23 protein-coding genes are annotated in these 20,688 nt (G+C 72.7%); 11 read left to right on the top strand and 12 right to left on the bottom strand.

Annotation, left to right across the window (positions count from 1 at the left end):
- Window positions 1-63 precede the first annotated feature (63 nt).
- A complete protein-coding gene (locus GGR04_RS18180; protein WP_183201328.1) occupies window positions 64-2,265 on the top strand; it encodes a putative bifunctional diguanylate cyclase/phosphodiesterase in 2,202 nt (733 codons plus the stop codon).
- Here GGR04_RS18180 and GGR04_RS18175 read toward each other — a convergent pair whose 3' ends face one another.
- The 6 genes from GGR04_RS18175 to GGR04_RS18150 all read right to left on the bottom strand — a co-directional run bounded on the left by GGR04_RS18175 (window position 2,266) and on the right by GGR04_RS18150 (window position 6,662).
- Window positions 2,266-2,673: a Fur family transcriptional regulator gene (locus tag GGR04_RS18175; protein ID WP_183201327.1), complete on the bottom strand. Its 408-nt coding sequence runs from the start codon at window positions 2,671-2,673 to the stop codon at window positions 2,266-2,268. It lies immediately after the preceding gene.
- A gap of 76 nt (window positions 2,674-2,749) precedes the next feature.
- Window positions 2,750-3,727 carry a metal ABC transporter substrate-binding protein gene (locus GGR04_RS18170; protein WP_183201326.1) on the bottom strand — a complete coding sequence of 326 codons (978 nt, stop codon included), beginning with the start codon at window positions 3,725-3,727 and terminating at the stop codon, window positions 2,750-2,752.
- Between the two features lie 16 nt (window positions 3,728-3,743).
- Window positions 3,744-4,580, bottom strand: a complete 837-nt coding sequence (locus tag GGR04_RS18165; protein ID WP_183201378.1) for a metal ABC transporter permease — start codon at window positions 4,578-4,580, stop codon at window positions 3,744-3,746.
- Between the two features lie 56 nt (window positions 4,581-4,636).
- A complete protein-coding gene (locus tag GGR04_RS18160; protein ID WP_183201325.1) occupies window positions 4,637-5,398 on the bottom strand; it encodes a metal ABC transporter ATP-binding protein in 762 nt (253 codons plus the stop codon).
- Entirely contained in the window at window positions 5,395-5,574 is a 180-nt protein-coding gene (locus tag GGR04_RS18155; RefSeq protein ID WP_183201324.1) for a hypothetical protein, read from the bottom strand. Before GGR04_RS18155 ends, GGR04_RS18160 begins: the two co-directional genes overlap by 4 nt.
- 206 nt (window positions 5,575-5,780) lie before the next feature.
- Entirely contained in the window at window positions 5,781-6,662 is an 882-nt protein-coding gene (locus GGR04_RS18150) for a LysR family transcriptional regulator ArgP (RefSeq protein WP_183201323.1), read from the bottom strand.
- A 95-nt stretch (window positions 6,663-6,757) separates the two neighbouring features.
- Here GGR04_RS18150 and GGR04_RS18145 point away from each other — a divergent pair, with 95 nt between their 5' ends.
- Window positions 6,758-7,381 (top strand): LysE/ArgO family amino acid transporter, encoded by a 624-nt coding sequence (locus tag GGR04_RS18145; protein ID WP_183201322.1) that lies wholly within the window; start codon window positions 6,758-6,760, stop codon window positions 7,379-7,381.
- A 4-nt stretch (window positions 7,382-7,385) separates the two neighbouring features.
- Here GGR04_RS18145 and GGR04_RS18140 read toward each other — a convergent pair whose 3' ends face one another.
- The 3 genes from GGR04_RS18140 to GGR04_RS18130 form a co-directional block, all read right to left on the bottom strand.
- Window positions 7,386-8,756, bottom strand: a complete 1,371-nt coding sequence (locus GGR04_RS18140; RefSeq protein WP_183201321.1) for a chloride channel protein — start codon at window positions 8,754-8,756, stop codon at window positions 7,386-7,388.
- 152 nt (window positions 8,757-8,908) lie between these two features.
- A complete protein-coding gene (locus GGR04_RS18135) occupies window positions 8,909-9,568 on the bottom strand; it encodes a DedA family protein (RefSeq protein WP_183201320.1) in 660 nt (219 codons plus the stop codon).
- Between the two features lie 142 nt (window positions 9,569-9,710).
- Entirely contained in the window at window positions 9,711-11,864 is a 2,154-nt protein-coding gene (locus tag GGR04_RS18130; RefSeq protein WP_183201319.1) for a heavy metal translocating P-type ATPase, read from the bottom strand.
- Window positions 11,865-11,934: 70 nt separating this feature from the next.
- On the opposite strand from GGR04_RS18130, the gene GGR04_RS18125 reads away from it, so the two are divergent.
- Both GGR04_RS18125 and GGR04_RS18120 read left to right on the top strand, forming a co-directional pair.
- Window positions 11,935-12,357: a MerR family transcriptional regulator gene (locus GGR04_RS18125; protein WP_183201377.1), complete on the top strand. Its 423-nt coding sequence runs from the start codon at window positions 11,935-11,937 to the stop codon at window positions 12,355-12,357.
- Window positions 12,358-12,544: 187 nt separating this feature from the next.
- Window positions 12,545-13,513 carry a L,D-transpeptidase family protein gene (locus GGR04_RS18120; protein ID WP_246393327.1) on the top strand — a complete coding sequence of 323 codons (969 nt, stop codon included), beginning with the start codon at window positions 12,545-12,547 and terminating at the stop codon, window positions 13,511-13,513.
- A 34-nt stretch (window positions 13,514-13,547) separates the two neighbouring features.
- Here the strand turns inward: GGR04_RS18120 and GGR04_RS18115 are convergent, their stop codons facing one another.
- Entirely contained in the window at window positions 13,548-14,246 is a 699-nt protein-coding gene (locus GGR04_RS18115; protein ID WP_183201317.1) for a uroporphyrinogen-III synthase, read from the bottom strand.
- Window positions 14,247-14,253: 7 nt separating this feature from the next.
- A complete protein-coding gene (gene hemC / locus GGR04_RS18110; RefSeq protein WP_183201316.1) occupies window positions 14,254-15,189 on the bottom strand; it encodes a hydroxymethylbilane synthase in 936 nt (311 codons plus the stop codon).
- A gap of 221 nt (window positions 15,190-15,410) precedes the next feature.
- Here hemC and GGR04_RS18105 point away from each other — a divergent pair, with 221 nt between their 5' ends.
- From GGR04_RS18105 to GGR04_RS18080, 6 genes are all read left to right on the top strand, one after another.
- Window positions 15,411-16,043, top strand: a complete 633-nt coding sequence (locus GGR04_RS18105; RefSeq protein ID WP_183201315.1) for a hypothetical protein — start codon at window positions 15,411-15,413, stop codon at window positions 16,041-16,043.
- 122 nt (window positions 16,044-16,165) lie between these two features.
- Window positions 16,166-17,275 (top strand): tRNA (adenosine(37)-N6)-threonylcarbamoyltransferase complex transferase subunit TsaD, encoded by a 1,110-nt coding sequence (tsaD, locus tag GGR04_RS18100; RefSeq protein ID WP_183201314.1) that lies wholly within the window; start codon window positions 16,166-16,168, stop codon window positions 17,273-17,275.
- A 13-nt stretch (window positions 17,276-17,288) separates the two neighbouring features.
- The gene (locus GGR04_RS18095; protein WP_183201313.1) at window positions 17,289-18,266 is read left to right on the top strand and encodes an NAD(P)H-dependent glycerol-3-phosphate dehydrogenase; all 978 of its coding nucleotides are present in this window, start codon (window positions 17,289-17,291) and stop codon (window positions 18,264-18,266) included.
- Window positions 18,267-18,324: 58 nt separating this feature from the next.
- A complete protein-coding gene (locus GGR04_RS18090) occupies window positions 18,325-18,615 on the top strand; it encodes a YciI-like protein (protein WP_183201312.1) in 291 nt (96 codons plus the stop codon).
- A gap of 15 nt (window positions 18,616-18,630) precedes the next feature.
- Window positions 18,631-19,077, top strand: coding sequence for an EVE domain-containing protein (locus GGR04_RS18085; protein WP_183201311.1), 447 nt, complete (start codon window positions 18,631-18,633; stop codon window positions 19,075-19,077).
- Between the two features lie 40 nt (window positions 19,078-19,117).
- Window positions 19,118-19,342, top strand: a complete 225-nt coding sequence (locus GGR04_RS18080; RefSeq protein ID WP_376769872.1) for a DUF3072 domain-containing protein — start codon at window positions 19,118-19,120, stop codon at window positions 19,340-19,342.
- 99 nt (window positions 19,343-19,441) lie between these two features.
- On the opposite strand, the gene GGR04_RS18075 is transcribed toward GGR04_RS18080, so the two are convergent.
- A complete protein-coding gene (locus GGR04_RS18075) occupies window positions 19,442-19,840 on the bottom strand; it encodes an RcnB family protein (RefSeq protein WP_183201309.1) in 399 nt (132 codons plus the stop codon).
- 81 nt (window positions 19,841-19,921) lie between these two features.
- Between GGR04_RS18075 and GGR04_RS18070 the strand changes: the two genes are divergently transcribed.
- Window positions 19,922-20,674: a class I SAM-dependent methyltransferase gene (locus GGR04_RS18070; protein WP_183201308.1), complete on the top strand. Its 753-nt coding sequence runs from the start codon at window positions 19,922-19,924 to the stop codon at window positions 20,672-20,674.
- The last annotated feature ends 14 nt before the right edge of the window (window positions 20,675-20,688 follow it).

Raw genomic sequence — 20,688 nt, 5'->3', positions numbered from 1 at the left:
AACACGATAAGCCGATGATGAAGGGTACCAACCGGTATCAATAATCCCCGTGGAGAACGGTCCATGACTCGGGTCGCCGCGCTCCAGACCGACGAAACCGTCGAGCGTCGCCGCCAGGCCTCTCTGGCCGCGTTCGAGATCGGCGGAACCGAGCCAGAAGACCGCTTCGACGACATCGCGCGTCTGGCGGCGGAACTGTTTCAGGCGCCGATCGCGCTGGTCAGCCTCGTCGAGGACGACCGGCAGTGGTTCAAGGCCCATCATGGCGTCGGCGCCTGCCAGGCGCCGCGCGCGGGCTCGTTCTGCGGCGAGACGATCCGCGGCGACGAGGTGTTCTGCGTCGAGGACGCCCGCGCCGACCCGCGCTTCGCCGCCAGCCCGCTCGTGACGGGCGAGCCCTTCGCGCGCTTCTATGTCGGCGCTCCGCTCATCGCCTCCGACGGCTACCGGCTCGGCGCCCTCTGCGTCCTCGACACGGCGCCCCGCCGCCGGCCCTCGCAGGCGCGGCGGCGGGCGTTGTCGCGTCTGGCCGCGATGGTGGTCCGACAGATGGAGCTTCGGCGCACCGAGTTCGTCCGCTCGACGGTGACGGAGTTCGCGGACGCCACAGCGCTGACGCTCCTCTCGCTCGACGGCCAGGGCCGCATCGCCTTCGTCAACGCCGCCGCCTCGGCCCTCTTCGGCTACGGCGCGCGCGAGATGATCGGCCAGCCCGTCGATCTCATCATTCCCGAGCGCCTGCGCGCCGCGCACGGGGCGGGTTTCGGCCGCGCCATCGCCTCGAACCATCCCCGGCTGGCCGGCCGCACGGTGGAGGTCACGGCGCTGAAGCGCGACGGCACGGAATTTCCCGTGGAGATGACGCTCTCGGTCTGGCACGGCGAGCGCGGCATCGGCATCGGCGCCATCATCCGCGACATCACCGAGCGGCGCGAGCGCGACGCGCGCCTCCTGCGTCGCGCCAGCCAGGACACGCTGACCGGCCTCCTCAACCGCTCCGCCCTCGAGGACGAAATCGGCGCATGGCTGAAGGCAGGCGAGGCGGCCGGCGTCCTCGTGGCCGATCTCGACGGGTTCAAGGAGATCAACGACAGCCTCGGCTACGAGGTCGGGGACGCGCTGCTGCAGGCCGTCGCCGTACGGCTTCCCAAGGCCCTCGACGGTTCGGTCGTCTCGGCGCGGCTCGGCGGCGACACGTTCGCGCTGTTCCTGCCGCAGGTGCGCGACGCCGTCGCCGCCGGCGCCGCCACCGCGCGGGTGATGGAGGCCTTCGCGCTCCCCTTCGAGATCGACGGCCACGTGTGCCAGCTCGGCGTCAGCGTCGGCGCCGCGCTCGCCCCCGAGCACGGACGCGACGCCGAGGAGCTTCTGGCGAGCGCCGATTTCGCGCTGCATCGGGTGAAGAAGGCGGGCGGCGGCATGGCCCGGCTGTTCGAGCCGGCGATGCGCAGCCACTCTCTCGCCCGCCGGGTGCTGCGCGACGAGCTGCTCGGCGCCCTGCGGAACGGCGACCTGCGGCTGCACTACCAGCCGCAGGTCTCGCTCGCCGACGGCTCGACGGTGGGCATGGAGGCGCTGATCCGCTGGCAGCATCCGGTGCGCGGTCTGGTGCTTCCCGGCGCCTTCCTGCCGGCGGTGGAGACGAGCACGCTGGCGCTGCCGGTCGGCTGGTGGGTGCTGGACGAGGCCTGCCGGCAGATGGCGCTCTGGCGCGACGCCGGGCACGGCGACGTGCGCATGGCGATCAACCTGTTTCCGGGGCAGTTCCGCGACCGGGATCTCGTGCGGCGCATCGACGAGGCGCTGCGCCGCTGGAGCCTCGATCCCGCGCGCCTCGAGATCGAGGTCACCGAATCGATCGCCCTCCACGACGACGATTCCTCGCACCTTCGCCTGCGCCAGCTGCGCGAGCTCGGCGTGCGCGTCGCCCTCGACGATTTCGGCACCGGCTACGCCTCGCTCAGCACGCTGCAGCGTTTCGCCCTGACGACGCTGAAGATCGACCGCTCCTTCGTGCGCGACTTTCCGGCGAACCGCCACGACGCCGCGATCACGCGGGCGATGATCCATCTCGGCAACGACCTCGATCTCGAAACGGTCGCCGAGGGCATCGAGACGGTGCAGCAGGAGACCGCGCTGCGGGCGCTCGGCTGCCAGGTCGGCCAGGGTTTCCTCTACGGCCGGGCGATGCCGGGCGAGGCGGCGCTGGCCTGGATCGCAGCGCAGGCGGCGGAGTGCGAGAGCCGCAGGCGCGCCGCAGGCTGATCAGCCCTGCGGGCCCGCCGCGCGCTCGCGGCAGGTGAAGCAGGTGCCCTGCAGCTCGATCGACGCCTCGTCGGCGGTGAAGCCGTGATGCTCGCCCTCGCGGCGCAGCGCCGCCACCGCCTCGGGCTGCACGAGCTCCTCGGCGCTGCCGCAGTCGCGGCAGATGGCGAAGACGGTGGAGCTCGAACCGTGGCCGGGATGGGCGCAGGCGACGTAGGCCTTCACCGAGTTGAGCTTGTGGATGCGCCCCTCGCGCTGCAGCCGGTCGAGCGCCCGGTAGATCGTGAGCGGCGCGTTGATCCCCTGGCCCTGCAGGGCGGTCAGGAGATCGTAGGCCGACATCGGCGCGTCCGACGCCTGCAGCGCCGCATAGACGAGCTCGTGATTGCGGATCGTCTTGGCGGTCATGCTGCGTGCCTCCTCTCGTCGCGCGCGGCCGGGTGCCGGCGGGGCCGGTCGGCGCCCGGTCATGCCTCATATAGGGTCAGCTCGTCTTCAGCGCCGCGACGATCTGGCCGACATTGTTCTCGAACATGCCGAGATAGGTCGCGGCCGGGCCGTCCGGGCCCGACAGCGCGTCGGAATAGAGCGTGCCGCCGACCTTGGCCTCGGTCTCCGCGACGATGCGCTGGATCAGCCGGGGATTGCTGACGTTCTCGACGAAGACCGCGGTGATGCCTTCGCGCCGGATCTGGTCGATGATGCCGGCGACGTCGGCGGCCGAGGCCTCGCTCTCGGTGGAGACGCCCTCGGGCGCCACGAAGTCGATGCCGTAGGCCCTGGCGAAATAGCCGAAGGCGTCGTGCGAGGTGACGACCTTGCGCCGCGCCTCGGGAATGGCACCGAGCTCGGCGCGAACGCGCGCGTCCATCGCCCGGATCTCGGCGATGTAGGCGTCGCCCTTGGCGCGGTAGTCGGCGGCGTGGGCGGGATCGGCCTCGGAAAGGCCCTTCACGATGTTCTCGGCATAGACGGCGCCGTTGGCGAGGCTCTGCCAGGCATGGGGATCCTCGACGCCGTGGTCGTGGCCCTCGTGGGCATCCGCGGCTTCGGCATGGTCTTCGTGCGCGTCGTGATCCTCATGCGCGTCGTGGCCCTCCGCCTCGGCGGCGAAGGCCAGGGGCTCGATCCCGGCGGTGGCCACGACCTCGCGGCCCTTGAAGCCGGCGGTCTCGGTGAGGCGCGGCAGCCAGCCCTCGAAATGCAGCCCGTTGACGACGAGGAGCTTGGCCGACCCCACGGCCCGCGCGTCCGACGGCGTCGGCTCGTAGACATGGGCGTCGCCGTCGGGGCCGACGAGCGTCGTCACCGCGACGTGCTCGCCGCCGATCTCGCGCACCATGTCGCCGAGGATCGAGAAGGAGGCCACCACGGGAACCGGGTCCTCGGCACGTGCCGCCGAGCCGAAGGTCAGGGCGGTTCCGGCCAGAAGGAGGGCGAGGGACGTCGTGACGAGGCGCATGGGAGATCCTTTCACTTCACTGCGAGGCGGGATGGGCGGCGTGCGGACGGCGAAGGACGCGCGCCGCGATGCTGTCGAAGCGGCCGAAGAGCACGGAGACGGCATAGGCCGCGCTCGCCGAGAGGATGATCGCGGGCGAGGCCGGCAGGTCCCCGTGGTAGGAGACGAGGAGCCCGACCAGCGAGGCCACGAGGCCGATGGCGGCCGAGACCCCCATCTGTCCCGGCACCGTCTCGGCCCAGAAGCGCGAGGCCGCGGCGGGCAGCATCATGATGCCGACCACCATCAGCGTTCCCAGCGCCTGGAAGCCGCCGACGAGGTTGAGCACCACCAGCGTCACGAACAGCATGTGGACGGTGCCCCCGCCGCCGCCGACCGAGCGCAGGAAGCCGGGATCGAGGCATTCGGCGATGAGCGGCCGGTAGAGGACCGCGAGCGCGGCCATCGTCAGCGTCGAGATCGCGGCCATCAGCAGCACGGCGGGATCGTCGAGCGCCAGCACCGTGCCGAAGAGGACGTGCAGCAGGTCGATGCTGGAGCCGTGCACCGAGACGAGGAGCACGCCGAGGCCGAGCGAGGAGAGGTAGAAGGCGGCGAAGCTCGCATCCTCGCGTAGGGGCGTGAAGCGCGAGACCAGCCCCGCGAGCACGGCGACGGCAAGGCCTGTCATCAGCCCGCCGATCGTCATCGCCACGAGCGAGAAGCCGGCGAGGAGGAAGCCCACCGCCGCCCCCGGCAGGATCGCATGGCTCATCGCGTCGCCGACGAGGCTCATGCGGCGCAGCACCAGCAGCACCCCGAGCGGGCAGGCGCCGAAGGCGAGCGACAGGCAGCCGGCGAGCGCCCGGCGCATGAAGCCGTAGCTTACGAAAGGGGCGAGCACGATCTCGTAGGCGGTGTGGAGAAGCGTCACGCCGCGCTCCTCTCGTGCGGCGCACCGAGGCCGGGATCGTCGAACCAGGATTGGCTGAGCATGCGCGCCTGGCGCAGCCGCTCGGGCGTCAGCACCTCGCCCGTCGGCCCCCAGGCGACGCACTCGCGCGCCACCAGCAGCGTCTGCGGAAAATGCTCGCGCACGAGGTCGAGATCGTGCAGCACCGCGATCACCGTGCGCCGCTCGCCATGCCAGCGGCGCACGAGCGCCATGAGATCGGCGACGGTGCGCGTGTCGATGGCCGTGAAGGGCTCGTCGACGAGGATCAGCCGCGCGTCCTGCACGAGGACGCGTGCGAAGAGCGCGCGCTGCAGCTGGCCGCCCGACAGCGTGCCGATGACGCGCCCCTCGTAGCCCCCGAGCCCGACCGCCTCGATCGCCTCGCGCACCCGCTCCAGCGCCCGCCCACTGACGCGCCCGAAGGCGCCGGCCTGGCGCCAGGCGCCGAGCGAGACGAGATCGGCGACGCTGACGGGGAAGGAGCGGTCGAGCTCGCTCGCCTGCGGCAGGTAGGCGATGTCGCGGCGATGGATGCCGTCGAGATGGATGCGCCCGCCGGCCGCCGGCAGGAGGCCCATGACGGCCTTGAGCAGCGTCGACTTGCCGGCGCCGTTCGGACCGACGATCGCGGTGAGCGACTGCGCCGGAAAGGCGCCGGTGACGCCATGGACCGCCGGCCGGCGCCGATAGGAGACGGTGAGATCCTCGAGCCGCACGGCAGGCGTCGCCTCGATCATGCGAAGAGATCCAGCGCGAGGGCGACGGCGATCCACAGGCAGGCGACGGGCAGCGCCACGGCGGCGAGGCGCTGCCAGGCCGAGCCGCGCAGCGCCGAGGCCTTCAACGCCGGCGGAACCGGCGGGGTCGGCGGCCCCCCACACTGCCTCGATGCGTCGCCCTGCGGATGCGGCATTCCCGAAGATCCCGTGCTGGGCGCGGCGGCGCGGCGCGCCATGGGCGCGGCGGATACGCGGCCCCTGCCCTTGTGGATGCATGTTATAAAGTAACAATTCTGGAAGGCAAGTCCGCGGTTCGCCCCGGACGCTGTGCTGGGTTAGGCCGACCGGCCCGACCGGGCGATGCACGCCCTCCCCTCGCTCGCGTCGTCAACCGGTCGCTTCACCGGGCGAGCCCGCGGCGCGCCTCCCGCGTCACCGCGTCGGTGAGCGGCTTCAGCGCCGGCCCCACCGCCCGGCTCCAGTGCCAGAAGAGCGGCACCGCGAGGCTGTGTCCACCCGCCAGCGCCATCAGCCGGCCTGCCGCCACGTGGGGGCCGGCGAGCGCGCGCGGGTTCAGGCCCCAGCCGAGCCCGGCGAGCGCCGCGTCGACGAAGCCTTGCGAGGAGGGAACGCGGTGCACCGGGCGCGGCGGGGCCTCGCCGAACAAGCTCTCGATCCAACGGTCCTGCAGCCGGTCCTTGGCGTCGAAGAGCAGCGAGGGCGCCTGGCCTAGCGCCTGCGGGGTGACGCCATCGGCGAACCAGCGCGCCGCGAAGGCGGGGCTGGCGCTCGCCTCGTAGACGAGGCTGCCGAGCGGCCGGCTGGAGCAGCCCGCCACCGGCCCCGGCGTCGTCGCCACCGCGGCCATCACCTCGCCGCGCCGCAGCCGCTCGGTGGTGTGCTCCTCGTCGTCGACGACGAGGTCGAAGAGCCGATCCTCGATCCCCGCCAGCGCCGGCAGGAACCACGTCGCCAGACTGTCGGCGTTGACGGCGATGCGGATCGTCGGCCGTGGTCCCTGCGGCACGAGGGCGCCGAGATCGGCCCGCAGGCCCCCTTCGAGCAGCGCCACCTCGCCGGCGTGCCGGCAGAGACGCCGCCCGGCCTCCGTCGCCCGGCAGGGCTGGCCACGCACCACCAGCGCCGTGCCGGTGCGCTCCTCCAAAAGCTTCACGCGCTGCGACACCGCCGAGGGGGTGAGGCCCAACCGGCGCGCCGCGCGCTCGAAGCTGCCCTCCGCGATCACCTCGGCCAGGGCTCGAAGAAGGGCGTAGTCCCACATGGATGAAGCGTTGCTTCATGGGCGGAAGGAAAACAAGCTTCGCTGCATCGCCCGAGCCCGCTAGCACGGCGGCATCACCCTCATGGAGCCGCGCCATGTCCGCCCTCACCTCTGCCGGCCCCAGCTTCCTCGCCGGCCTTCTCCTCGGCCTGTCGCTGATCCTCGCCATCGGCGCGCAGAACGCCTTCGTGCTGCGCCAGGGCCTGCGCGGCGAGCACGTCTTCGCCGTCTGCCTCGTCTGCGCCCTCTCCGACGCGCTGCTCATCGCCGTCGGCGTCACCAGCCTCGCCACGGTCTCGGCCGCGCTGCCGTGGATGGCGCCGGCGCTGCGCTGGGGCGGCGCGGCGTTTCTCCTCGCCTATGCCGCGCGCTCGCTCCTCGCCGCCTTCGGCGCGCCCGAGCGTCTCGTGCCCGAGGCGGGCGCGGCGGCCCGCCCGCTCCGCGCGGCGGTGGGAACCGCGCTGGTGCTCACCTTCGCCAATCCGCACGTCTATCTCGACACCGTGGTGTTGATCGGCACCGTGTCGACGCGCCAGGACCATCCCGCCGCCTTCGGCGCCGGAGCGGTACTCGCCTCGTTCCTGTTCTTCTTCGCGCTCGGCTTCGGGGCGCGCTGGCTGCGCCCGATCTTCGCGCGGGCCCGCGCCTGGCAGATCCTCGAAATCGCCATCGCCGCGGTGATGGCCGCGCTCGGCCTGCGCCTCGCCTTCGGGGGGTGAGAGTCTAGAGACCCGTGTGCCGGGCCTCGGCGCGCCGGGCGCGCAGCACGTCGGCGACGAAATTGCGCGACAGGCTGTGGTAGAGCGCCTCGCCCGAGACGAGGCGCGCGGTGCCGAAGCCGAGCAGCGCGGCGAGCATCAGGGGGATGACGTTGCCCTGGTTGCCGGTCATCTCGAGAATGATGACGAAGGCGGTCATCGGCGCCTGCACGACGCCCGCGAAATAGCCGGCCATGCCGAGCGTCGCCGCGAGCCCTGACCCGGCGCCGAGCACGAGCCCGATCGTCGAGCCGAGGCCGGCGCCGACCGCCAGCGAGGGCGCGAAGATGCCGCCGGGAATGCCCGAGACCATCGAGACGAGGCTGGCGGCGAACTTCTCGGCAAAGAAGAGGGGCGGCAGCGGCGTGCCCTCGATGGCCGCGCGCGCCTGCTCGTAGCCGGTGCCGTAGGTGGCGCCGTTCGAGGCCCAGCCGATCGCCGCCACGAGGAGCCCGCAGAGCGCCGCCGCGCCGACGACGCGCGCCCGCGGGCGGCCGACCGTCCAGCGCTTGAGCCGGCGCAGGAGGCGCAGCGCCGCGGCGCTGAAGAGAGCGCCGAGGGCGCCGCCGAGAATGCCGCAGGCGACCACGAGCACCCAGTCGATCGCGGAGCCCGCCGCCGCCTCGCTCTCGCCGAAATAGGTGTAGTTGCCGGTGAGCCCGAGCGAGGCGAGGCCGGCCAGCACCACGGCCGAGAGCACCAGCCCGTTGGTGCGCGCCTCGTAGGCCCGGCCCATCTCCTCGATCGCGAAGACGATGCCAGCGAGCGGCGTGTTGAAGGCCGCCGCGATGCCGGCGGCCGAGCCCGCGAGGATCAGCCCGCGCGCCTGCGCCATGCCGCCGAGGCGCCCGGCCGCCAGCATGATGGCCGCGCCGACCTGGACGGTCGGGCCCTCGCGGCCGATCGAGGCGCCGCAGAGAAGGCCGAGAAGGGTCAGGGCGATCTTGCCCGCCGCGATGCGCAGCGACAGGAGGAGGCCGCGATCGGCAGCCTCGTCGAGATGGCGTGCGGCGATCGCCTGCGGAATGCCGCTGCCCTGCGAATTGGGAAAGAAGGTCAGCGCCAGGAAGGCCGACAGCGCGAAGCCGGCGGGCGGCAGCAGCCATGTCGCCGCGAAGCCGAAGCCCCCAGGCTGGCGAAGCGCGGCGAAGGCATGCTGCGCCTCGTCGGCGAGGAAGGCGAAGGCGACGCTGACCAGCCCGATGGCGAGAGCGCCGGCCCAGAACACCAGCCGGGGCCGCCACGCCGCCCTCGACACCCAGACCCGCCGGGACCGGCGCAGCATCCGCGCCTTGCGAAGACGGGCGCGGGTTGCCGCGAGATCGGGCTTGGGCATGCGGTCGGTTCCGGCACGAAGGGACGGCGCGACCTTGGCGGACCCGACCCGCCCTGTCGAACGGATTCGCCCGCCCATCGCGGCGAGCCGCGTTCCCGCTGGCCCGGCGTGTCGCCGCGGTCACGCCCGAAGCGCCCGACCGGATCCTCGCCTCAGGAAGGCGTGTGCACCGCGGGCCGTGGCCGGCGTGGCTTGGCGCGGCGCGCCAGATGCTTGCCGAAGAGGGCGGTCCCGACGCCCGTGGCGACGAGCACGAAGGCCAGCACCGCCAGCATGTGACCACCGCCGAGCCAGTCCATCTGCGCCATGCCGCGCGCCCCGATCCAGCCGGGCGCCAGCATCAGGGGCGCCCAGAGCACCGCGGAGAGGACGTTGGCGATCTGGAAGCGCGTGTGGTTCATCGCCATCATGCCGGCCACCAGCGGAACCGTGGATCGGATCGGGCCGAGGAAGCGGCCGATGACCACCGCCGCGAAGCCGTAGCGGCGGAAGAACAGCCGGGTCTTGGCCACCGCATGGCGATAGCGGCGCAGCGGCTTGCGGTGGACGATGCCCGGGCCGAGCCAGCGCCCGAGGCCGTAGGACACGACGTCGCCGAGGATGGCGCCGACCACGGCGCCGACGAGGACGGGAACCGGCTCGATCACGCCGGACCCGACGAGCCCGCCGATCACCAGCATCACGGCGGTGGCGGGAATGAGCAGCCCGACCAGCACCAGCGATTCGCCGAACGAGATCAGGGCGACGAGCGGTCCGGCCCAGGCCTGATGGGCCCTCATCGTGTCGGCGAGATCGGCGAGAAACGTTTCCATGCCGCGAGTATGGGCGAAAGACCTGACTCGATGATGACGCCGCCTCGCCGGAGCGGCCTGCGCCATCCAATCGCGCGGTCAACTTTTCGTTGGCCGGCTACCGTCCTCCGCCGTCCCCCTCGCAAGGACCGCAGGACCGGCGTCAGCGCGGCTGCCAGCCGAGGAGCCGCATGGCGTTGGCGGTGACGAGGACGGTGGCGCCGGTGTCGGCGAGGATCGCCGGCCAGAGACCGGTGATCCCGGCGATCGTGGTGACCAGGAACACCGCCTTGAGGCCGAGGGCGAGTGCGATGTTGGTGCGGATGTTGCCCATCACGCTCAAAGAGAGCGCGATCATGTCGGGAATGTCCCGCACCCGCCCATGCAGGGCGGCGGCGTCGGCCGTCTCCAGCGCGACGTCGGTGCCCCCGCCCATGGCGATGCCGATGTCGGCCGCCGCCAGCGCCGGCGCGTCGTTGATGCCGTCGCCGACCTTCGCAACGGTGAAGCCTTCGCGCTGAAGCTCGCGCACGATGCGCTGCTTGTCGTCGGGCAGGAGCTCGGCGCGCGCCTCGATCCCCAGTCCGGCGGCGACCGCCTCTGCGGTGCGCCGGTTGTCGCCCGTCAGCATGAGCGTGCGGATGCCCGATGCCGTCAGGCGGGCGAGACCCTCCACGGCGTCCGGCCGCGCCTCGTCGCGCAGGGCGAGGAAGCCGGCGACGGCCCCCCCGACCACGACGACCGACACCGTCTTGCCGGCGGCGTTCAGGGCCGCGATCGCGTCCTTCTCGTCTGCGGACAGGGTCGCGCGCCGGGCGGCGGCCTGCGGTGATCCGAGGAACACCCGCTCGCCGCCGACGCCGCCCTCGATGCCTTCACCGGCCACCGCGTTTGCGTCGAACGAGGGCGGGGTCGGCACCTTGTCGGCCTTCGCCCGCTCGAGGATCGCGGCGGCCAGCGGATGGCTCGACCCCCGCTCGAGGGCAGCCGCCAGCGACAGGACCTGCGCGGCCGATCGGCTGACCGCCACGATGTCGGTGACCACGGGCCTGCCTGCGGTGAGCGTTCCCGTCTTGTCGAAGGCGATGGCGGTGATCTTGCCCAGCGTCTCCAGCACCGCGCCGCCCTTCATCAGAAGACCGCGGCGGGCCCCCGCCGAGAGCCCGGCGGCGATGGCCGCGGGCGTCGAGATAACGAGTGCGCAGGGGCAGCCGATCAGCAGGATGGCGAGGCCCTTGTAGATCCACTCGCCCCAGTCCCCACCGAAGACGAGCGGCGGGACGACGGCCACGAGTGCGCCGACTGCGAGCACCGCGGGCGTGTAGACCTTCGAGAAGCGGTCGATGAAGCGCTCGGTCGGCGACTTCGATTCCTGCGCCTCCTCGACCAGCCGCACGACGCGCGCGATCATGTTGTCGGTGGCGGCCGCCGTGACCGTCACCCGCAGCACCGAACCGCCGTTCACCGTGCCCGCGAAGACGGGATCACCGACGCCCTTGCGCTTCGGCACGCTCTCGCCCGTCACCGGCGCCTCGTCGACCTCGCCCGTGCCCTCTGTGAGCGTGCCGTCGGCGGGGATGCGGTCGCCCGGGCGCACGAGGATGGCGGCGCCGACGGCGAGGCTGTCTGCGGGGACCTCGCTCGTCTGTCCATCTTTCTCGAGGAGCGCCGTCTTCGGCACGAGGGCGGCGAGGCCCTGGATGCTCGCCCGCGCGCGGCCGGCGGCGACGCCCTCCAGCATCTCGCCGACGAGGAAGAGAAGCACGACCGTCGCGGCCTCCTCCTCGGCCCCGATGACGACGGCGCCGATCGCGGCGATCGACATCAGCGTCTCGATCGAGAAGGGCGTGCCGAAGCGCGCGGCCGTGACGGCGCGCCGGGCGACGGGGACGAGCCCGACCGCGAGCGCGGCGAGGAAGGCCGGACGCTCGAGCGAGGGTGCGAGATGGCCAAGCACGAAGGCCGCGACGAGCGCCGCGCCGCAGGCCACCGTCAGCCGCGCCTTTCGCGTGCGCCACCACGGCAGGCCGGCCTCGCCGGGATCGGCATGTTTCTGTCCGGCGTGCTCGCCGCCGCCGGGTGTCGGCGCCGCGACCCCGCCCGGCTCGGCGCCGTAGCCGAGATTGCGGACCTGCCGGATCACGCTCGCGTCGTCGAAGCCCTCGCCATGGCGGACGCGGACCGATCCCGCCGCGACGGACACGGCGACGTCCTCGACGCCCGCGAGCCGCCGGATGGCGGTGTCGACCTTGTTGCCGCAGGCCGCGCAGTCCATCCCGGTCACCCGGTATCGGCTCTCGTTCGTCACCGCGCTCATCGCGCTCTCCTTGCGTCTCGCTTCCGGCAAGGTCTAGTTCCTCCAGCGGCTAGAGGAGCAAGTGGAAAAGATGACCAAGGGCGTTCCCATCGGCGAGGCGTCGCGGGCGAGCGGCATCAAGGTGCCGACCATCCGCTACTACGAGGAGATCGGCCTCCTGCCCTCGCCGCCGCGCACGCAGGGCAACCGCCGGCTCTACGACGCCGGCGACCTGCGGCGCCTGCGCTTCATCCGGCATGCCCGCGAGCTCGGCTTCGAGATCGGTCCGATCCGCGAGCTCCTGGCGCTCGCCGGCGAGCCGGACCGCCCGTGCGAGAGCGCCGACCGGATCGCGGCGGCGCATCTCGCCGACATCGACCACAAGATCGCCCGGCTGACGGCGCTGCGGCGGGAGGTCGCGCGGATGGCGGATTGCACCCACCACTCTGTCGCCGGCTGCCGGGTGATCGAGGTGCTCGGCGACCACGGGACCTGCCTGCACGAGGCGCATTGAGCGCCAAGCGCCTCACTTCCGCCGGATCGGAACGCCTGATGGCGGGGACGCGCGTCGCCTTCCTCTCGGCAGGTCACGTCCGGGTCAGGCCCGCCGCGGACAATTCCGCGACATCCGTCATCCAGCGCTTCGGAGCGACATGCAGAGAGACAACCCAGCGCGCGCCGCACGGAGCGTTTCACGTGCCATGGCCCTTGCCGCGGCCGTCACGGGGCTCCTCGTGGTCGGCGGATGCGTGTCGATGAGCGAATCGACCTACAAGGATCTCTTTCCCGCCTATTCCGACGTGAAGGTGCGGCCCGCCGGGTCGATCCTCGTGCGCATCTTCAAGGAGGAGAGCGAGCTGGAAGTCTGGACGCTCGGCGCGGACGGGCGCTACGCGCTGCAGAAGACCCACCCGCTCTGCCGCTGGTCGGGCAAGCTCGGACCGAAGAAGACGGCCGGCGACCGGCAGGCGCCCGAGGGCTTCTACCGCGTCGCGCAGACGCAGATGAACCCGAACTCCCGGTATCACCGCTCCTTCAACCTGAACTACCCCAATCCGCTGGAGCGCTCGCTCGGCTACAAGGGCGATTCGCTGATGGTGCACGGCGCCTGCTCCTCGGCCGGCTGCTTCGCGATGACCGACGCGGGCGTCGGCGAGGTCTATGCCGAGGCCGAGAAGGCCTTCGCGCTCGGCCAGGGCGACTTTCAGGTGCAGGCCTTCCCGTTCCGCATGACGGCCGAGAACATGGCGCGCCACCGCGCGGACCCGAACATCGCCTTCTGGCGCAACCTGAAACAGGGCTACGACATCTTCGAGGTGACGCGGCGCGAGCCGGACGTCGCGGCCTGCGGCGGGCGATACGTCTTCGATTCCCGCCGCCGCGACGGCCAGCCGATCGAGCCGGCCAGCGCCTGCCCGCCGCTGGAGACGCGCGTCGCGCCCGAGGTCGCGGCCAAGCGCGCCGAGGACGCGAAGACGCTTCAGACCCTCCTCTCGGAGGGACGCGGCGGCACGCCGATGAGCTATGTCGACGGCGGCATGCATCCGAGCTACCGCGACATGCTGAAGCGGCTCGGCGCGAAGGAACTCGCGAGCCAGACCTCGATGACCGCCGTTCAGATCAGCCGGCCCGACGCGCTCATGGACGATTCCGCGACGACGGGGCGCTGAGCGGCGGCGAGGACGACGCGGGCAACCCGCGTCGTCACGGCTCGCCGATCCCGTCGAGAAGCGCCGGGAGATCGCCGCCGGACGCGACCTGCGCGTGCTGTCGCCGCACTGCGGGCAGGCGCGCGGCCACCGCGGCGGAGAGGCAATGGAGCGGCAGGGCCGGCGGCAGGAGATCCGGCCATTGTTCGACAAGCGCGGCGAAGGCCTCGGCCTGCTCGCCCGAGAGAAGCAGCGCCGCGTCGGGCGGCCCGCCCGACAAGGCCGCCTCGGCCTCCTCGCGGGTGGGACGGCGCGGCGCGGCGTCGTAGACCTCCACCACGAGGAGCGCAGGTCCATCCGCGCCGCAGCCGGCTTCGAGATCGCGGCGGCGGACCCGCCCCGCGGCGTAGAGGAAGGGCCGCGACGCCCGCTCGGCCGCGAGCAGCGCGGGCAGCGAGGCCGCCGTGCCGCTTCCCGTTCGCACGTCCGCGAAACCGGCCGCGACGAGATGCGCCGCCGTCGCCGCCCCCACGGCGAAGGCCGGCCCCTGCAGCGCCGCGCGATGCGCCGCCAGCCAGGGAACGGCGTGGCGGCTGGTGGCGACGACGCCCGCGACCTCGCCCGCAGGCGGCGCGGGGTCGAGGCGTCGAATCTCCTGCAGCGGCAGCAGCAGCGCGGCGTGGCCGCGGCGGGCGAGCGCCTCGGCGGTCTCGCGCGCGCTGCCGGCCTCGCGGACGACGAGGACCCGCGCCATCGCCCGGCTATTTCGCCCAGGCGCGGAAGAAGGCGGCACCGGCCTCGCTCACGAGGCGGGTCGCGGCGTCCTCGGCGAGCGGCCGCGCATCGGCCCGGCTGCCGGCCACCCGCGTCTCGTGCACCTGCCGCCCGTCCGGCGAGAGGATCATGCCGTGGAAGGAGAACGTGTCGCCGGTGAGCGTGCCATGCGCGGCGATGGGAGTGCGGCAGGAGCCGTCGAGGACGGCGAGGAAGGCGCGCTCGGCGACGAGCACCTCGTGCGTGTCGCGGTGGTCGATCGCGGCGGCCATCGCGTCGGTGCGGGCGTCGCCGCGCCGCGACTGCACGCAGATCGCCCCCTGCCCCGGCGCCGGCGGAAAGCGCGCGATGTCGAGGATCTCGGTCGCGACCTCCGGGATGCCGAGCCGCTTCAGCCCGGCCAGCGCCAGCAGCGTGCCCTCGACCTCGCCCCGCTCCAGCTTGGCGAGGCGGGTCTGCACGTTGCCGCGGAAGATCGCGAGGTCGAGATCGGGCCGCATGCGGCGCAACAGCGCCTGGCGCCGCAGCGAGGCCGAGCCGACGCGCGCCCCCTGCGGCAGGTCGGCAATCGCGCGCACCCGGCGCCCGATGAAGACGTCGCGCACGTCCTCGCGCTCCAGATAGGCGGTGAGCGCCAGTCCGTCGGGCACCGCCGTCGCCATGTCCTTGGAGGAATGCACGGCGAGATCGATGCGCCCGTCGAGCAGCGCCTCCTCGATCTCCTGCGTGAACAGGCCCTTGCCGCCGACCTCGGCGAGCGCCCGGTCCTGGATCCGGTCGCCGGCGGTGGAGAGCACCACGATCTCGAACGCCGCCTCCTCGAGGCCGAGCGCGGCCATCAGCCGGGCGCGGACCTCCTCCGCCTGCGCGAGCGCCAGGCGGCTGCCGCGGGTGCCGATGCGGACGAGGGAGGAGCGCGTCATGGGGGCCTTTCGTCGGGCGCCCGCAAGGGAGGGCGGCGGGCGCGGCCTTCCTACACCCATGCGGGCGATTTGGGCAAAGCCACGGCCCGCCGGCGAAAGGGCCGCACGGTGCCATGGCGCCCAGACGGCGCGGCGGCCATCAAACCGACGTGATCGCAGTTGCCTGTCGCGCGATCCAAGTGGCCTCGCGCGACCCCGCGCCGCCCGACCAGAGACGTCCCATGCGCCAGCCCTTCCTCGCTCAATCCTTCCTCGCCCCCGCCCTCCTCGCCGGCGCGCTCGCGCTCGCCGCCGCCGTGCCGGCCCTCGCGCAGGACGCCCAGCCCGTGCGCGTGCGCGGCACGATCGCCGCCGTCGCCGGCGACACGCTCACCGTCACCTCGCGCGAAGGCCCGGCCGTGACGATCCAGATGAAGCCCGACGTCGGCGTGCGCGCCGTGCGCGCGGCGGCGGCCGCCGACATCAAGCCCGGCGACTATGTCGGCGTCGCCTCGCTGCCCGGCGAGGGCGGCAAGGCCGGCGCGCTCGAAGTGCTGATCTTCCCCGCCGCCATGAAGGGCGCGGGCGAGGGCAGCTACCCCTGGGATCTCCAGCCGAACTCGACCATGACCAACGCCACCGTCTCCAACGCGGTGGAGAGCGTCTCGGGGCGCGAGCTGACATTGACCTACCCGACCGGCTCCAAGCAGGTGACGCTGCCGCCGAACATTCCCGTGGTGACCTTCGCGGATGCGACGGCAGCCGATCTGAAAGCCGGCGTTCCCGTGTTCGTGCCCGCGCAGAAGGCGGCGGACGGAAGCTTGAGCACCGGCAACATCGTGGTCGGTTCGCAGGGCGTCGTGCCGCCGATGTGACGCGGGACGCCCACGCCGCGCCGGCCGCCGGATCGGCGCGGGACGCGTGGGGGAGTGGCGCGGCGGCGCGGCAGGCTCTATGTCGGCGGGACATCTCCCGCCGGCCCGGAAGCGATCCGCCCTTGTCCCCAGCCCCCCCCTCCCGCGACACCCCGCTCGTTCTCGGCATCGAGACGAGCTGCGACGAGACGGCGGCGAGCGTCGTCGGGCGGGACGCCGACGGGCGCCCGCTCATTCTTTCCAACGTGATCCTCAGCCAGATCGAGGAGCACGCGGCCTTCGGCGGTGTCGTGCCGGAGATCGCGGCCCGGGCCCATGCCGAGGCGATCGGCGGCATCGTGCGGGCCGCGCTTCATGAGGCCGGCGTCGATCTCTCCGGCATTTCGGCGGTGGCCGCGACGGTCGGTCCCGGCCTCGTCGGCGGGCTCATCGTCGGCGCGATGACGAGCAAGGCGATCGCCGCGGCGCGCGGCCTGCCCTTCGTCGGGGTCAACCATCTCGAAGGTCACGCGCTGACGCCGCGCCTCACCGACGCGCTCGCCTACCCCTATCTCCTCCTCCTCGTCTCCGGCGGCCACACGCAGATCCTCCTCGTCTCCGGCCTCGGGCGCTACGAGCGCTGGGGCACGACGATCGACGACGCGCTCGGCGAGGCCTTCGACAAGACCGCCAAGCTCCTCGAACTGCCCCATCCCGGCGGCCCCGCGGTGGAGCGGATGGCGGCGCGCGGCGATCCCCGCCGCTTTGCGCTGCCGCGCCCGCTTCGCGGCGAGAAGCGCCTCGACTTCTCCTTTTCCGGCCTCAAGACCGCCGTGCGGCAGGCCGCGCAGGCCAACGCCCCGCTGCGTGAGGCGGACGTCGCCGATCTCTGCGCCGGCTTCCAGGCCGCCGCGGCCGAGGCGGTGCGCGACCGCGTCGACCTGGCGCTGTCGCGCTTCCGGCGCGAGCTCCCCGACCTCGCAGACCCCGTGCTGGCGGTGGCCGGCGGCGTCGCGGCGAATGGCGCCATTCGCGCCGCGCTGGCGGAACTCGCCGCCCGCCACGGCGTGCGCCTCGTCTCGCCGCCGACCGCGCTCTGCACCGACAACGCCGCGATGATCGCCTATGCCGGCCTCGAGCGCCTGGAGGCCGGGCTCGTCGATCCTCTCACCGTGCCGGTGCGCCCGCGCTGGCCACTCGACGGCGGCGCCGCGCCGCTCGTCGGCTTCGGCAAGCGCGGTGCGAAGGCATGAGGGACAACCGGCCATGACGATCGCCGTGATCGGCGGCGGCGCCTGGGGCACCGCGCTCGCCACCTTGAAGAGCCGCGACGGCGAGACCGTGCGCCTCTACGCCCGCGACACCGCGACGGTGGAGGCGATCAACCGAGGCCATGAGAATCCGCGCTATCTGCCGGGCATCGCGCTGCCCGCGACGCTCGAAGCGACGGCGGATCTTCGGCACGCCGTCGCCGACGCCCGCCTCGTGCTCCTCGTGGTGCCCGCGCAGACGCTGCGCGCGATCTGCGTCGCGCTGCGCGGCGTGCTGCCCGCCGGCGTGCCGCTCGTGCTCTGCGCCAAGGGCATCGAGCAGGCGAGCGGGCTCTTCGCCTCCGACGTGGCATCGGCCGAACTGCCGGGCCATCCCGTCGCCGTGCTCTCCGGCCCGAGCTTCGCCGCCGACGTCGCGCGCGGCCTGCCGACCGCCGTGACGCTCGCCAGCACGGACGCGAGCCTCGCCGACGCGCTGGCCCGCGATCTCTCGGCCGCCGCCTTCCGCATCTATGCCGGCACCGACGTTCTCGGCGTCGAGGCCGGCGGCGCGCTGAAGAACGTCCTCGCCATCGCCTCCGGCGCGGCCGCCGGCCTCGGCCTCGGCGCCTCCGCCGGCGCGGCGCTCGTCACCCGCGGCTTCGTGGAGCTGCGCCGGCTCGGCGAGGCGCTCGGCGCCCGGCCGGAGACGCTGATGGGCCTCTCCGGGCTCGGCGATCTCGTGCTCACCTGCTCGGGCACGCAGTCGCGCAACTTCGCCTATGGCGCGGCGCTCGGCCGGGGCGACGATCTCTCCGGCCTCAAGCTCGCCGAGGGCGTTCCCTCCGCCGCCGTCGCCGCGCGCCTCGCCGGCGAGCGCGGCATCGAGGCGCCGATCATCGAGAGCGTCGCGGCGCTGCTGGCGGGCCGTCAGGCCCCGCGCGAGGTGGTGGAGGCGCTTCTGGCGCGTCCGCTCAGGCGCGAGTTCGACTGATCCCCCGCGCCGCTGCATAGGCGCCGCACCATCCAACCGAAGACGAAGGATCGACCCCATGCTCTACGCCCTCCTCTGCGAAGACCGCCCCGACGCCGGCCCCCTGCGCGCCGACACACGCGCCGTGCATCTGGAGCATCTGAAGGCGCTGGGCCCGACGCTGCGCTTCGCCGGCCCCTTTCTCGACGACGAGGGCAAGCCCACGGGCAGCCTTCTCGTGGTCGAGGCCGAGAGCCCGGAGGCCGCGCGCGCCATTGCCGATGCCGACCCCTATGCGAAGGCCGGCCTCTTCGGCAGCGTCACCGTGCGGCGTTGGAACTGGACGGTCAACAACCCCGCCAACGCCTGAGGAGGGCGGCGCCCGATGGCCTTCTGGCTCTTCAAGTCCGAACCCTTCAAATGGTCCTTCGAGCAGCAGAAGGCCTGCGGCGCGGACGGCACCGAATGGTCGGGCGTGCGCAACTACCAGGCGCGCAACTTCATGCGCGCGATGGTGCTCGGCGAGCGCGGCTTCTTCTACCATTCCAACGAGGGCAAGGCGGTGGTCGGGATCGTCGAGGTCTGCGGCCTCGCCCATCCCGATTCCACCGCCGACGACCCGCGCTGGGAGTGCGTCGACATCCGCGCGGTGATGGACATGCCCCGCCCGGTGACGCTCGACGCCTGCAAGAGCGAGCCGCGACTGAAGGACATGGTGCTGGTGACGAACTCGCGCCTCTCGGTGCAGCCGGTGGGCGAGGCCGAGTTCGCGGCGATCTGCGAGATCGGCGGCCTCGATGTCGCAGCCCTCGCGGGAACCGGCAAGCGGTGAGAACATTCCAGAAACGAAGTTGGTTTGCGGAGTGGACGAAATGATGAGCGAGAACCCCAAGGTCGAGGCCCCCTCCAATGCCGAGAAGGACCCGGACACCTGGACCACCGGCGGCGAGCCGATGACGGGCGCGCAGGCCTCCTATCTCCAGACGCTCTGCGAGGAGACCGACCATCCGTTCGACCCCGAGCTCAACAAGGCCGACGCCTCCAAGCTGATCGACGAGCTGCAGGGCAAGAGCAAGCGGTTGAAGGACGCCTCCTGAGGCTTAGAAGCTTGATGCGAGGACAGGAACGATCGAGGGCGGCGCCGCGGGGCGCCGCCTTTCTTGCATGTCGCGAAAGCAGACCTGGGCGGCAGGCGCTCAGCGGCTCCCGGCGATGATCGCCCCGATCAGTCCCGTCGCCGCGGTGATGAGGATGTAGTCGTTGCCGTAGCGCACCCAGCGCTGCCCGCGGCCGGGCGCGCGCAGGCCATAGCGCCGGTAATTCGACACATACGCGCCGCCGCGCTCGTAGCGTCCGCCGTTGCGCAGCCAGGCCGGGCGGCGGGCGTCGCGTCGGTCGCGGCGTAGCTCACGCCGGTCCCGCTGCAGCTCGCGACGGTCGCGCCGAACCTCGCGGCGTCCCTCTCGGACCTCGCGACGATCCTCGCGCAGCTCGCGGCGGATTTCGGGGCGGCTCTGTGCCGAGGCCTCGGTGATCCCCGCGAAGGGCGAGACGAGGAGGGTGAAGGCGAGCGCCGTCAGGATGGACTTCTTCATGGAGATGATCCTCTTGCACGTCGGCCATGCCCTGCACGGCCTTTGATAAGGTCACCCTATGATCTCGAAGCTGAACCGCAGATGAGCGACGCCTTACCCTTCGGTCATGTCGCCCCGCCGGCGGAAGCATTTCGCTCTTCCGACGACACGGCCGGACTGGGCGATCGACAGGTGGAGCTTGCCCGGCGAACCGCCTTCGTGCGCGCCAACACGGCGCTGGGAAAGCCGCCGCACGTGCCCGAGATCGCGCTCCATCTCGCCGACGAGGCGCACGACCTCTGGCTCCGCACGGAAGAGGAGCTCGCCGAGATCGGCCTGCCGCCGCCCTTCTGGGCCTTCGCCTGGGCCGGCGGCCAGGGGCTCGCGCGCTACGTGCTCGACCATCCCGGCGAGGTGCGCGGGCGGCGCGTCCTCGACTTCGCCTCCGGGTCCGGTCTCGTCGCCATCGCGGCCGTGTTCGTGGGCGCCGCCGAGGTTCGGGCCGTGGACGTTGATCCCTTCGCGCTGGCGGCCGCCCGCCTCAACGCCGCCGCCAACGGCGTCTCGCTCGACGTCGGCTCCGCCGACCTCGTCGGCGAGCCGGTCGCGGCGGACGTGCTTCTGGCCGGCGACGTGTTCTACGACCGGGCCTTCGCGGAGCGCCTGACACCCTGGTTCGATGCGCTGACCGCGGCGGGAACCACGATCCTCGTCGGCGATCCCGGCCGGGCCTACCTGCCGCGCGGCCATGTCGAGGCCCTCGCCGTCTACGAGGTGCCGGTGACGCGGGCCCTGGAGGATGCAGAGATCAAGCGCACCACCGTCTGGCGCTGGCGCGGGGTGCCGCCGCGCTGACGCGAAGGCGCAAG

The organism is Aureimonas pseudogalii (assembly GCF_014196835.1).
Lineage (GTDB): Bacteria > Pseudomonadota > Alphaproteobacteria > Rhizobiales > Rhizobiaceae > Aureimonas > Aureimonas pseudogalii.
This window is presented reverse-complemented; position numbering and strand designations above follow the sequence as displayed.